Genomic DNA, 11,934 nt, shown 5'->3' with positions numbered 1-11,934 from the left:
GGCGCCCGGCGTTTGCGGTTTGCGTGCGTGAGGGACCGGTGATGCGTTCCTTCAAGGCGCGGGCCGCGGCGGTGCGGGAGGCGTGGTTCGAGAAACGCAAACGGTGGGCAGACACGCAGGTCTGCCCCTACCGGCGCCGGTGCGCGGGGCGGAGGTCGAGGAACGCAGAGGGCGGCCCCCTCTCTCGATAACGGCGAGGGCGCAGCCCTCTCCGGTTATCGGGAGAGGGGGCAGCGAGGAACGAGCGGGGGTGAGGGCCCTCTACCGCCGCCGCACCCGCAGCACCGCCTCGTACCTCGGCACCGGCTTGCCGATCTCGCGGCCGGGCTGCACGTCCAGCACCTCGATCTCGTAGGCGCCGAACGATGCGCCCTTGGGCTCGTCGGGGGTGGAGAGGATGGCGCGTTGGGCGGTGGTGCGCGGGGCGCTCAGCTGTACCTCGACCCGCGCATAGCCCGCGCGGATGCAGCGCGCGTTGATCGGGCAGCGCTGGTCCTCGGTGACACGCACGAAGCCCACGCGCAGCCCGTCGTCGCCCACCAGCGCGGCCTGGCCGGCGCGCAGGCGGAACTCCTCGTCCAGCCCGGCGCGCACCTGCGTCCCGACCGGCGTGGTGGCGCAGGCGGAGACGGTCAGCGCCAGGGCCAGCGTTTTCCAGACCTTCATCGATTCGCTCCTCGTGGAAAATGCGGGGCGCCGGACCCCGTGCGGAGTTCCGGCGCCTGTGGTACCTCCGTCAAGGCCCCTGGGTTTCAATCAGGGGAGATCCTTCAGCCACGCCTCCGCCTGCGCGGCGATCTTGTCCGCCTTGTCCAGGCCGTTCACCACCCGCCGGGCGTTGCGGAAGTCGCGCTGGTTGGCGTTCACGTACCGGTCCAGCGGCGCCCCTGTGTACGCACCGCGCGTCATCCCGTCCACCAGCACCCACGCCGAGAGCGCGGGCCAGTTCATGAGCACCGGCGGAAGCAGCTCCAGGTGGATGCCGGATCGCTTCGCGTACTGACGGTAGTTGTTGCGCCCGGTGAGCTGCACGTAGCCGCGCCCCTTGAAGCGGCGCCCGTCGCCGGGCTGCGTGTTCCCCAGGTCCGAGCGCCCCTCGTACGCCGCGCCGCTGGCGTACTCCTCCAGCGTGGCGAAGCGGTCGGACTCGTGCTCGGCCGTGGCGAGCACGTACGCAAGCTGCGGCCTGGAGAGCTTGTGCGCCGCGGCGACCCGGGCGATGGCGTTCACGCTCCCCGGCCGGTTGGCCGCGCGCTGGGTGCGGCGGAACTCGAAGTCGGGCGGAATGTCCACGGCGAGCTTGCCCATGAACCCTTCCGGCGCCTGCGCGGCATCCGCAAGGCGGCGCGCGCCCGTCACGTCGATGGCGGCGTTGGAGGGGAGGCCCGCGGCGCTCCGGAAGAGTTGCCATGCGGCCTGGGTACGCGGGCCCGCGGCGCCGTCCACGTCGTCGAACGGGTTGAGGAGGTACACGGCGCCCAGCGCGCGCTGCACCGCCAGCGTCGTGTCGCCGCCCCACCCGGCGCCCACTCCGGTGATCTCGCGCAGAATTGCGAGGGCGTCCTTCAGCGGCACGGCGCCGGGGGCCGGCGGAGGAGGCGCGGGGGGGGTGCTCACGAGATGCGACGGCGCGGGGGCGGGCGGCGCGGGGGGAGGCGTGGGCGCGCCGATGGCGTCGAGCGCCGCCCAGCTTTGCGGACCGACGATGCCGTCCGGCACCATGTTCCGCTCGCGCTGGAAGCGGCGGACGGCCGCTTCCGTCTGCGGCCCGAAGATCCCGGCCGGCGACACGCCCAGCCGCTGCTGGACGACCTTGACCAGCGGGTGCGTCATCCCCCGGCGCAGCGTGGGCCGCCCTCCCTTGTGCGGCTCCTGGGCCGGGATCAGCGGCGGCGGATCCGTGGTCATCGCCTGCGCGACCGCGGCCCGGAACTTGGTCATGTCGAAGACCGGATCGGTTTTGCGTCCCGCGGGGAGCGCCCACTCGCGGTGTGCAACGCAGAACTCCGGCCCGGTGCCGATGTGCTTCAGGATCGCCGCCACACCCCGCACGTACGCGTCCATCTGCACGGCCGGCCAGGGATCCGAGTGGGTGCCCCGGTTCTCCGCCTCGATTCCGATGAAACTGCGGTTCCCCGTCTTCGTCCCCTTCCACTCTCCCACGCCGGCATGGTTGCAGAAGCCGGCGGCGACCACGTAGTAGGTGCCGTCGCGCCCCAGACCGAGCTGCGCCAGCGGGCCGGTGAGGTCGTCCCGCCCCTTCTTGAGCAGCTCAAGCGTGGGCATGTTCTCGTCAGACGCGGTGGCGGTGTGGTGGCATATCACGCCGACCACCTTTCCCATCTCCTTGCCCGGCACCCCTCGGTCTTCCCAGCCCTTGGTCAGCGACACCTTGAGTCCGGCGTCGAGGAGCACCTGCGGGAGCCAGATCAGTTGGTTTGGCATGTTACTCCACGCCTCCGTGCGCCGGGGGAAGCTGCTCGTCTGAGGTGGGCACGTCCACCACCGCGCCGCAGCCGTCCAGGTCGTCGTCCGCGCCGTGCGCCGCGCCACCGGATGCCAGCAACGCCGCCGACGCGCCGGAGCCGACGGCCGCGGCGGCACCCGATGGGAGCGCGGGTGCCGCGGGGGGAGCCTGGGGCGGCGTCCCGTCCGACCCCGCGGTTGGAAGCTTGTCGTTCTTGCGGTCTTCGGAGCCCTCGTTCGGGCTCTTCTCGTTCGGCTTCACGGTGGAGCGGATCACCATCACCTTGTTCAGGATGTCGAACCAGAAGGGTGCGCCCATGGTGGCGGCGAACGCCGTCATCAACCATCCCATCACGGGCACGACCCACCACACCCAGAAATTCTTGACCGGATCGGGCCCACGCGGCGGGATTTCCCGCCTCGACCATCCGATGGGGAGCTGAAGTGCGTTCAGCTCGGCACGCGCCTGCTCGTAGCCGATGCCCTCGATCGTCCCGGCATCATTCACCGCCCCCGCGGCAGCCACCGCGGCGTCCCGCGCCCCGGTGTCACGGTACAGGTGCCGCGCGATCGCGGTTGTGTCGATGTTCAGCGCGACCGCGATGAAGAGGCCGATAAAAAAAAGGACGAAGTGTGTGGACCGCTTGTACCAGCCGGAGACGCGGTCCATCGAGCTGTCGTACCACGCCTCCAGGTTGGCCTGCACGTGGTTCAGGTCACCCTGCGCCGAGTCGATGGCGGTGAGCAGTGCGCGCTGGACCTTTTCGTTCTGCAAGGTCCCGACACTGTCGCGGAGCGATTGCAGCGAGATGACCGGCCCCCCGCCGGAGCTGTTCTCCGGAGTGATCTCGCGCCCGCGCACCGCCAGGTCCATGAGCGCTACGGCGAAGCTGCGCGAAGGGATGTACGACGGCATCTTGCCCCCGCGCGCCAGCGCCCACGGCCGCGCCTGTCCGTCGCGCGCGATCCGCGCGGTGTCGTAGTCATTCTCGTACAGCACGGCCACGAGCGGATGGTTGAACAGGTCCCTCGCGAGACCGTTCCCTCCGCGGTCGGCCAGCAGCACGCGGATGCCGTGCTCGAGGTGCGCCGCGCGCGTTTTGAGCACCGACTCGATCCCCTCGCGGATCGCCGAGCAGATGATGCTGACCAGGATGTACACGAAGATGATGCCGACTGCGACGTCGAGGATGGTGGAGCCGAACATGGGGAGTTCCTCGCGATGGAGGGAGCACTGCGGGATCTACAGGATGTGGCGCCAAAAGCCATGAATCAAGACTCTCGTACGCACCGCGGCGCCAGAGGATTGGATGGACAACCGCGAACGATTTCCCGTTTCTGCCACGGAATACCCGGGGAGACGGCGCGAGGGCCCGGCGAAGCGCTTTCGCCGGGCCCTCTATTTTCGCGTCGTCGTGCGGAGCGCCGGTCTCAGACCAGCTTCATCGCCACCGGCTCGGCGCCGCTGTAGTCGTAGAAGCCCTTCCCCGTCTTACGCCCGAAGTAGCCGAGCGAGATCATGCGCTTGAGGAGCGGGGGAGATGCGTAGCGCTTCTCCTTGTACTCCTTGTACATGATGTCGCCGATCTTGTCGAGCGTGTCGAGGCCCACGAAGTCGGAGAGGATGAAGGGGCCCATCGGGTAGCCGGTGCCCAGCTTCATCCCCTTGTCGATGTCCTCGATGGTCGCCACGCCCTGCTCAAGCGCGCGGATGGCGTCCATCATGTACGGCACCAGGAGGAGGTTGACGACGAAGCCCGAGTTGTCCTTGCAGACGATCGGCTCCTTGCCCAGCGACGCGGCGAAGTCGAACGCGGTCTGGAAGACGGCTGGGTCGGTGGCGATGGTCTTCACCACCTCCACCAGCTTCATGACGGGGACGGGGTTGAAGAAGTGCAGCCCCACCATCCGCTCGGGACGCTTCGTGGCGGCGGCCATGTCCGCGATGGTGAGCGAGGAGGTGTTGGAGGCGAAGATCGTCTCCGGGCCGCACACCTCGTCCAGCGTCTTCCACATCTGGTTCTTGAGCTCGAGGTCCTCCACCACGGCCTCGATGATGATGTCGCACTGCGCGAGGTCCTCCAGCTTCGTGGTGCCGCGCAGCCGCCCGACGATGGCGTCGCGGTCCTCGGCGGCCAGCTTCCCCTTTTCGACCGACTTCCCGAGCTGCTTCGAGATGCCGCCGATCCCGCGCTCGCACACCTCGTCGGACACTTCGCGGACGAGCGTCTCGTACCCGGCCGCGGCGCACACCTGGGCGATCCCGCTCCCCATCAGCCCGCACCCCAGAACCCCGACGCGCTTGATCTCGGCCATCCGGCGACTCCCTTGTTGGTGATCGTGTAGTGGTTGGTTAGGAACTGAAGTGCGTTAGTGCGTTAGTGCGTTAGTGCGTTAGTGCGTTAGTGCGTTAGTGCGCCACCCATAATCTGTCATCCTGAGCGACGCGCCTCACCGACCTTTCCCCGTCTCCACCCCCTGGCGCGGAGCGAAGGATCTACTGCGCGTGCCGAGGGACCGCCCAGTCACGCCATCCTCCACCCCACAGACGTTTCAACGCACTCACGCACTCACGCACTCACGCACTCACGCACTGCTGTTAGATTCCGAGCTGCCGCCGCCAATCCGGTTTCTGCGCTGGCTTGGGGAGCTCTCCGTGCTCGACTCGGTCGAGAAAGGCTTCGAGGCGGTCCTGCACGCTCCCCGCGACGCCGCGGTAGATGCCGCGCGCCAGGAGCATGGCGGCGCCGAAGATGGGGAAGCCGAGCAGGATCGTCGGGTCCGGCCCCATCATCGCCAGCGCGGTGCCGATGGCGGCGCCGCCCCCGCCTCCGCCGACCACCCCGCCCACCGTCAGCCCCGTGCGCATGGCGCCGAGCGGGACGGAGACCTCCACGAACGCCGAGTCCTCGTCCAGCGGCGAGACGTGCACGTCCACCGTCTTGAGGTCGAGCGTGGCGGCGCGCGAGCCCATCTTGGCGGCCGCGCGGCCCAGCGATGCGCCGATCCCGGTGCCGCGCACGTACCGCGTGCGGTCCGGAAAGCGGCGCTGCACCACCATGAACTCGCACTTCACCAGGTACTCCTCCAGCGACATCCCGAGCGGCGCTGCGGGACGGCGGATCGTGCGCGAGGCGCGGACGGTGTCCGGCCCCATGACGCTCACCATCATCCCCTTCTGCTCCCGCGGCAGCCCGCGCACCTCCGCGATGGCGCGGCGGACGTGCGCCGGCTCCAGCCCCAGCTCCTTCCCGATCCGCATCACCTCCGCCTCCGGCAGCCCCTCCTCCGCGTCGCCGCGGGCGAACTGCAGCTCCGTGGCGCGCCGGATCACCGCCTCCAGCTCCTGGCTGGAGACGCGCCGGAGGCCGGTGGGCTCGGGGGATGGTTTGGCGGGGAGGTGATCGGGCATCGGCTCGTCGTCAGGGTGCGTTAGTGCGTTAGTGCGTAAGTGCGCTGGATCAAAACGCACTCACGCACTTACGCACTCACGCACTTCCGTTCTTCAATCCGCCGCGATCGCCGCTTCCGCGGCGGCCGGGAACGCCTCCACCACCACCGCGATTCCCTGGCCGCCGCCGATGCAGGCGCTGCCCAGGCCGAAGCGCTTCCCCTGGCGCCGCAGCTCGTGGAGGAGGTGCACCGTGATGCGCGCGCCGCTCATCCCCAGCGGGTGGCTCATGGCGATGGCGCCGCCCGAGACGTTGGTGCGCTCGCGGTCCAGGCCGAGCTCCTTTTCGACCGCGCAGTACTGCGACGCGAACGCCTCGTTGATCTCAACCAGGTCCATCTGGTCCAGGCTCATGTCGCCGCGCTTGAGGGCGAGGCGCGAGGCGGGCGCCGGGCCGATCCCCATGTGCTTCGGGTCCACGCCGGCGATCCCCCACGACACCAGGCGGCCGATGGGCTGCAGGCTGTTGCGCCGCGCGTATTCCTCGGACGCGATCAGCACCGCCGCGCCGCCGTCGCCGATGCCGGATGCGTTGCCGGCGGTGACGGTGCCGCCCTCCTTGAAGTACGGCTTCAGCTTGCCGAGCATCTCCATCGTCGTCTCGGGACGCATGTGCTCGTCGCAGCGGAACTCCGTCTCGCCCTTGCGGCTCTTGAGCGTGATGGGGACGATCTCGCTGTCGAAGCGGTTCTGCTCGCACGCCACCTTGGCGAGCTGCTGGCTGCGGTGCGCGTACTCGTCCACCTGCTGGCGCGTGATGCCGTAGTGGTCGGCCAGGTTCTCGGCCGTCACCGCCATCGAGCAGCCGGCGAAGGTGTCGGTGAGCGCCTCCCACAGCGAGTCCTCGTACAGCTTGCCCACCGGCCCCAGCCGCTGCTCGCCCCACCGCGCGCCGCGGATGACGTGCGGCGCCTGGCTCATCGACTCGGTGCCGCCGCACAGCGCGACCTCGGCCTCGCCCAGCATGATCTCCATGGCGCCCGAGATGATCGCCTGGAAGCCCGATCCGCACAGCCGGTTCAGCGTCAGCGCGGGGGTGTCCTGCGGCAGCCCGGCGCGCAGGCCGATGTGGCGCGCGAGGTAGATGGCGTCCGACGAGGTCTGCAGCGCGTTGCCGAAGACGACGTGGCCGACCTCCTCCGCCGGTACGCCGCCCCGCTCCAGCGCCGCCTTCGCGGCGAACACGCCGAGGTCGGTCGCGGAGAAGTCTTTGAGAGAGCCGCCGAACGTACCCATTCCGGTGCGGGCGGCGGAAAGGAACACGACTTCGGTGTCTTTGCCCTGGGTTGCCATTGTGCTCACTTCCTATGAGGTGCGGTCGCTACGGAGCACGACAATATGCCCGCGCCGCGGGGTGCGTCGCAAGCCATGCCCCGGGTACGGCCGTGGCGCGGCCGGCGCTCCCGTAAAGCGGGTGTGCGCATTATTTTGTGTGCGTGGTGCGGGCGCGCCGCGGCGGACCGGGGCCGACGCCGGGGCCGGGCGCCGGGGGCGGGCGCCGGGGCGAACATGGCGCGGGCGGGCGCCGGGGGCGGGCGCCGGTGCACGGACAACCGGGGGATGAATCCCCCGGCTGGAACCACGCGAAGACCGCTGAAGCGGTCTAGTGGCCACGATCTCGCCCGCGAGTCCGCGAAGGCGGACTTTGTGCTGTTGTTGCCGCGAGTTTACTCGCCAGTCTGTCCAGCTCACCCACCGATTCCTGCGATGAAACGCTGCCCGTTCTGCGCCGAAGAGATCCTCGACGAGGCGAAGCTGTGCAAGCACTGCGGTTCGTGGGTCGCGCCAGAGCCGCCGCCCGCGGGGGTCGCGGCACCGGCACGCGTGGCGTCCGAGCCCGGTCCGCCGCCGATGCAGCTGGAGTATCAGACGGCGCAGTTCCCCAACACCTTCGCGGGGCAGAAGCAGAAGAACGAGGCCCTCGCGCGCGCCGCGGCGAACGGGTGGAAGGTGGAGAGCGAGACGCTGCTGCCGGGGCACATGAAGGGCGAGCAGGCGTGCTGCCTCGCGCTCATCTGCCTGCCGTTGGGCTTCCTCGCGGGGCGCACGGAGGGGGTGGTCAGCGTTACCTGCTCGCGGCCGGTCCAGCCGAACGGCAACGCGACGCCGCCACCGCTTCCAGCGCTTCCCCTGCTCGCAGCGTACGACGGGACGTGTCTCAACTGCGGCTACATCAACAGCTCCAGCCGGGCGACGTGCAAGAATTGCAGGGAGCCGCTCTGAGGGCGGGGAAGGCGCTCGTCACGCGCCTGTTCGTCGCCAACCCGTACCTCGCGCTCTGGCACTGCCACCGCCGATGCGAGCGCTCGTTCTTTGTGCGCGGGCGGCAGTTCGGCGTTTGTGCGCGGTGCACGGGGCTGCTCGTGGGGGGCGTGCTGTCGCCGCTGGCGGTGCCGCTCGGGGCCGGGGTCCTGGTCCCCGCCGCGTGCGCAGCGATGGTGCTCCTGGCAATTGATGGAGGGAGTCAGCTCGCGGGGTGGCGCGCGTCGACGAATCGGCTGAGACTCGTGACCGGGTTGGCGGCGGGGCTGGTGGGCCCCGCGGCGGTGCTCGCCCTGATCATCTCCTGACACCTCCACGATCGAACGGGCCCGGACCTCGCATGTGCGGAGGGTCCGGGCCCGTTTTCAGTTCTCACCAGCCGAGCGAATGATCTACGACCTCCTGCGGCCGCTCCTCTTCAACCTGCCGGCCGAGCGGGCGCACCACGTGGGCGTCACGGCGCTGAACGCGGCGCTCGCCACGGCACCGGCGCGCGATGCGGCGCGGGCGATGTACGCCGTGCGCGACCCGCGGCTGGAGGTGGAGCGCTTCGGGATCCGCTTCCCCAACCCGGTGGGGCTGGCGGCGGGGTTCGACAAGTCGGCGGAATCGTTCAACGCGCTGGGAGCACTGGGGTTCGGGCACGTGGAGGTGGGGACGGTCACGGCGCTGGCGCAGCCCGGAAACCCGCAGCCGCGCCTCTTCCGGCTCCCCGAAGACGAGGCGCTCCTCAACCGGATGGGGTTCAACAACCCCGGCGCCGATGCCGTTTCCGCCCGTCTCGCGCGCACCCGCGCGGAGCCGGTGCTGGGCATCAACATCGGCAAGAGCAAGGCTGCGGCGCTGGAGGATGCCACCGCGGACTACCTGCGCAGCTTCGACCTGCTGGAGCCGTTCGCGCGCTACGTCGCCGTCAACGTCAGCTCGCCGAACACGCCGGGGCTGCGCACGCTCCAGGACGCGGGTCCGCTGCGCGAGCTCCTGCGCGCCCTGCGTACCCGCGGCGAGGAGCGCGCCCGTGCCCGAGGCGCCACCGCGCGGCCCATCCTCCTCAAGATCGCTCCCGACCTCACCGATCTGCAGGTGGACGAGGTCGCCGGGATCGCGCTGGAGGAGGGGATCGCGGGGATCATCGCCACCAACACCACCGTGTCGCGCGACGGGCTGCGCACGCCGCGCGTGGAGGCGCTGGGCGCGGGCGGGGTGAGCGGTGCGCCGGTGAGGGCGCGGGCGCGCTCGGTGGTGGCGCGCATCTACTACGGGACGGGCGGGCGGCTCCCCATCGTGGGCGTGGGCGGGATCTTCGACGCGGTGGATGCATGGAAGATGATCCTGGCCGGCGCGTCGCTGGTGCAGGTGTGGACCGGGTTCATCTACCGTGGTCCGGGGATCGCGCGCGACATCAACCGCGGCCTCTCCGCGTACCTGGAGCGCGACGGCCTCCGCTCCATCGACGAGGCCGTGGGCCTCGCGCACCGCTGATGCCGGTCCGCCCGAGAACCGCGCGCTTTCTCCAGGCCTACCTGCGCGGCGGCGCGGGCGCGTTCCGCGAGGAGGAGACGACCGTCACCGTCGCGGGCGAGGTGCGCGAGGCGACGCTGTACCTGCCCGATCGCCCGGCGCGCGCTCCCGGATGGGTGGTGCTGCACGGCCTGACCGTGCCGGGGCGCCGCCACCTGGCGATGACCCGCTTCGTGCGCTCGCTAGCCTCGTCCGGCGCGGTGGTGCTGGTACCGGACGTACCATCGTGGCGCGCGCTGAAGCTGGACATCGGCGCCGCGCGCGAGACGCTGGCGGCGGGGGCGCTGCACCTTGCCGGGCATTCGCGCGTGCAGGCGGGCGGCGTGGGGGTGATCGGCTTCTCCTTCGGCGCCACGCAGGCCCTCATCGCCGCCGCCGACCCGCGTCTGGCGGACGCGCTGAAGGCGGTGGTGGGCTTCGGCGGCTTCTGCGACCCGGAGCGGATGATCCGCGCCATCTTCACCGGCGAGCACGAGTGGGAGGGCGTCGACTACCGGATGGACCCCGACCCGTACGGCCGCTGGGTGCTGGCGGGGAACTACCTCACGCTCGCGCCCGGATACGAGCACATGCAGCGCGTGCAGGATGCCGCCCTCGCGCTCGCGGTGGAGGCGGGGCGGCGAGGCGCATTCGCCTGGGAGCCCGAGTACGACGTGCTCAAGGACGAGCTCCGCGCCACCCTCTCCGGCGACGAGCTGCCGGTGTGGGACCTCCTCGCGCCTCCGTCCGGCACGCCGCTCGATGACCTGGAGGGTGCGCGCCGCCTTGCCGCCGCCTTCGCCGAGGGCGCGGTCCGCCACGACCCGCGCGTGGACCCGCGGCCGTACTTCCCCGCCCTGCACGGAAAGATCACGCTGAGCCACGGCCGCGAGGACCGGCTGATCCCCTTTACCGAATCGCTCCGCCTGACCGCCGCGCTCCCGCCGCAGCTGGACGCCTCCTGCACCATCACCGGCCTGTTCTCGCACTCCGCGGGTGCCGGCGGCCTGCGCCCCCTCGCCCGTGCGCGAGAGACGCTGACGTTCGTGCGGCTGCTGAACCGGGCGCTGTACTCGGTGTGAGGGGGCCGGGGGGAACCTCCCCGGCGGTTGAAACCGCTGCAACAACGGCGGGAAACCTGCCTTCGCAGGTTTCGGAGGCGCGCACCGGGGCCGCATCGCCGGGGTCCGCATCGCCGGGGTCCGCATCGCCGGGGGATGAATCCCCCGGCTGAAACCACGGGAAGACCGCTGAAGCGGTCTCGTGCGTTTGGATGGTTCGTGGGAACGGAAAAGGGGCGAGGCGTTTCGGCCTCGCCCCCGAGTCCGCGAAGGCGGACTTTGTGCTGTTGTTGCAGCGACTTCAGTCGCCGGCCCCTACTTCCCCCCGAACATCCCGCCCAGGCCGCCGCCGAGCTTCCCGAGGTCCGGCATGCCGCTGCCGCCGCCCCCGCCGCCCTCGCCGATCAGCCGGCCAAGGTTGCCGCCGACGGGCGCGGGAAGCCGCCCGTCGAGGAACTCGATGGCGGTGCGCGCCGCCATCTCGGCCTTGTCCCGCGGAATCCCCGTCCGCTCGCTGATCTGCTGCACCAGCTCGTCGATCATCGCCATGCGTACCCTCCCGATCTGAGGCCGAACCGCAAATGTTTGGCGCCCCACATGCACGGACCGGGCCCGCCAGCCACGCCCCCTCTCTCGATGACAGGAGGGCACAGCCCTCTCCTGTTATCGGGAGAGGGGGCAGTCGAGTGTAACGAGACGGGGTGAGGGCCCTCAGCCGTTCCGGATCAGGTGCAGCGGCGCGATCACCTGCCGCTCCTCGCCGACGACGAGCTCGAACAGGTAGGTGCCCTCCGCCGGAAAGACGATGCGGTCGATCGGCATCAGGATGCGCGTCTGCGGCGGGCCCTGGTCCAGCTGCTGCCCGCTGACCTCCGTGTGCCCGCCGATGCTGAGCGCGGGTGTGCGCGACGGATCCAGCATCTCGATGGAGAAGTGCACGTCCCCCCGCTCCCCCGCGTCCCACTCGATCACGACGGCGAGCGTGACGCGGTCCTGCTGCGCCGGGAAGCCGGGAGCGTAGAGCTGGTGAAAGATCCCTTCGATGTCGATGCGCCCGTCCGGGCGCTCGTCAGCATGCTCGCAGAGCACGGCGTAGAGGACTCGCATTGGGGTCTGATCCTGGTAAAGAAGTGCGTGAGTGCGTAAGTGCGCTCGGTCCCAACGCACTCACGCACTTACGCACTCACGCACTTC

The 11,934-nt window shown here is 70.4% G+C and carries 12 protein-coding genes; 4 read left to right on the top strand and 8 right to left on the bottom strand.

Annotated features, from left to right (window positions below; translation table 11 throughout):
- Positions 1-261: 261 nt before the first annotated feature.
- The 6 genes from VF647_11635 to VF647_11610 all read right to left on the bottom strand — a co-directional run bounded on the left by VF647_11635 (position 262) and on the right by VF647_11610 (position 7,210).
- On the bottom strand, positions 262-666 hold the full coding sequence (locus VF647_11635; protein ID HEX8452741.1) for a hypothetical protein: 405 nt from the start codon (positions 664-666) through the stop codon (positions 262-264).
- Between the two features lie 90 nt (positions 667-756).
- On the bottom strand, positions 757-2,445 hold the full coding sequence (locus VF647_11630) for an N-acetylmuramoyl-L-alanine amidase (protein HEX8452740.1): 1,689 nt from the start codon (positions 2,443-2,445) through the stop codon (positions 757-759).
- Between the two features lies 1 nt (position 2,446).
- Complete coding sequence (locus tag VF647_11625) at positions 2,447-3,673, bottom strand: hypothetical protein (GenBank protein HEX8452739.1); 1,227 nt, start codon at positions 3,671-3,673, stop codon at positions 2,447-2,449.
- Between the two features lie 224 nt (positions 3,674-3,897).
- Positions 3,898-4,782 (bottom strand): 3-hydroxybutyryl-CoA dehydrogenase, encoded by an 885-nt coding sequence (locus VF647_11620; GenBank protein ID HEX8452738.1) that lies wholly within the window; start codon positions 4,780-4,782, stop codon positions 3,898-3,900.
- Between the two features lie 283 nt (positions 4,783-5,065).
- Complete coding sequence (locus VF647_11615) at positions 5,066-5,878, bottom strand: hypothetical protein (GenBank protein HEX8452737.1); 813 nt, start codon at positions 5,876-5,878, stop codon at positions 5,066-5,068.
- Positions 5,879-5,971: 93 nt separating this feature from the next.
- Positions 5,972-7,210: an acetyl-CoA C-acetyltransferase gene (locus VF647_11610; protein ID HEX8452736.1), complete on the bottom strand. Its 1,239-nt coding sequence runs from the start codon at positions 7,208-7,210 to the stop codon at positions 5,972-5,974.
- Positions 7,211-7,624: 414 nt separating this feature from the next.
- Here VF647_11610 and VF647_11605 point away from each other — a divergent pair, with 414 nt between their 5' ends.
- From VF647_11605 to VF647_11590, 4 genes are all read left to right on the top strand, one after another.
- A complete protein-coding gene (locus tag VF647_11605) occupies positions 7,625-8,140 on the top strand; it encodes a hypothetical protein (GenBank protein HEX8452735.1) in 516 nt (171 codons plus the stop codon).
- On the top strand, positions 8,122-8,487 hold the full coding sequence (locus tag VF647_11600) for a DUF2085 domain-containing protein (protein HEX8452734.1): 366 nt from the start codon (positions 8,122-8,124) through the stop codon (positions 8,485-8,487). Before VF647_11605 ends, VF647_11600 begins: the two co-directional genes overlap by 19 nt.
- A 79-nt stretch (positions 8,488-8,566) precedes the next feature.
- Positions 8,567-9,661, top strand: a complete 1,095-nt coding sequence (locus VF647_11595; GenBank protein HEX8452733.1) for a quinone-dependent dihydroorotate dehydrogenase — start codon at positions 8,567-8,569, stop codon at positions 9,659-9,661.
- Positions 9,661-10,761 (top strand): hypothetical protein, encoded by a 1,101-nt coding sequence (locus tag VF647_11590; protein HEX8452732.1) that lies wholly within the window; start codon positions 9,661-9,663, stop codon positions 10,759-10,761. Before VF647_11595 ends, VF647_11590 begins: the two co-directional genes overlap by 1 nt.
- 294 nt (positions 10,762-11,055) lie before the next feature.
- Here the strand turns inward: VF647_11590 and VF647_11585 are convergent, their stop codons facing one another.
- Both VF647_11585 and VF647_11580 read right to left on the bottom strand, forming a co-directional pair.
- Positions 11,056-11,289, bottom strand: coding sequence for a hypothetical protein (locus VF647_11585; protein HEX8452731.1), 234 nt, complete (start codon positions 11,287-11,289; stop codon positions 11,056-11,058).
- Between the two features lie 162 nt (positions 11,290-11,451).
- On the bottom strand, positions 11,452-11,847 hold the full coding sequence (locus VF647_11580) for a hypothetical protein (protein HEX8452730.1): 396 nt from the start codon (positions 11,845-11,847) through the stop codon (positions 11,452-11,454).
- Positions 11,848-11,934: the final 87 nt, after the last annotated feature.

The sequence above is a fragment of the Longimicrobium sp. genome (assembly GCA_036387335.1).
Lineage (GTDB): Bacteria > Gemmatimonadota > Gemmatimonadetes > Longimicrobiales > Longimicrobiaceae > Longimicrobium.
The sequence above is the reverse complement of the archived record's forward strand: the minus strand, read 5'-3'. Positions and strand labels throughout refer to the sequence as shown.

Coding starts and splice junctions, on each gene's coding strand:
- VF647_11635 (HEX8452741.1), bottom strand. CDS start 666: ATGAAGGTCTGGAAAACGCTGGCCCTGGCGCTGACCGTCTCCGCCTGC.
- VF647_11630 (HEX8452740.1), bottom strand. CDS start 2,445: ATGCCAAACCAACTGATCTGGCTCCCGCAGGTGCTCCTCGACGCCGGA.
- VF647_11625 (HEX8452739.1), bottom strand. CDS start 3,673: ATGTTCGGCTCCACCATCCTCGACGTCGCAGTCGGCATCATCTTCGTG.
- VF647_11620 (HEX8452738.1), bottom strand. CDS start 4,782: ATGGCCGAGATCAAGCGCGTCGGGGTTCTGGGGTGCGGGCTGATGGGG.
- VF647_11615 (HEX8452737.1), bottom strand. CDS start 5,878: ATGCCCGATCACCTCCCCGCCAAACCATCCCCCGAGCCCACCGGCCTC.
- VF647_11610 (HEX8452736.1), bottom strand. CDS start 7,210: ATGGCAACCCAGGGCAAAGACACCGAAGTCGTGTTCCTTTCCGCCGCC.
- VF647_11605 (HEX8452735.1), top strand. CDS start 7,625: ATGAAACGCTGCCCGTTCTGCGCCGAAGAGATCCTCGACGAGGCGAAG.
- VF647_11595 (HEX8452733.1), top strand. CDS start 8,567: ATGATCTACGACCTCCTGCGGCCGCTCCTCTTCAACCTGCCGGCCGAG.
- VF647_11590 (HEX8452732.1), top strand. CDS start 9,661: ATGCCGGTCCGCCCGAGAACCGCGCGCTTTCTCCAGGCCTACCTGCGC.
- VF647_11585 (HEX8452731.1), bottom strand. CDS start 11,289: ATGGCGATGATCGACGAGCTGGTGCAGCAGATCAGCGAGCGGACGGGG.
- VF647_11580 (HEX8452730.1), bottom strand. CDS start 11,847: ATGCGAGTCCTCTACGCCGTGCTCTGCGAGCATGCTGACGAGCGCCCG.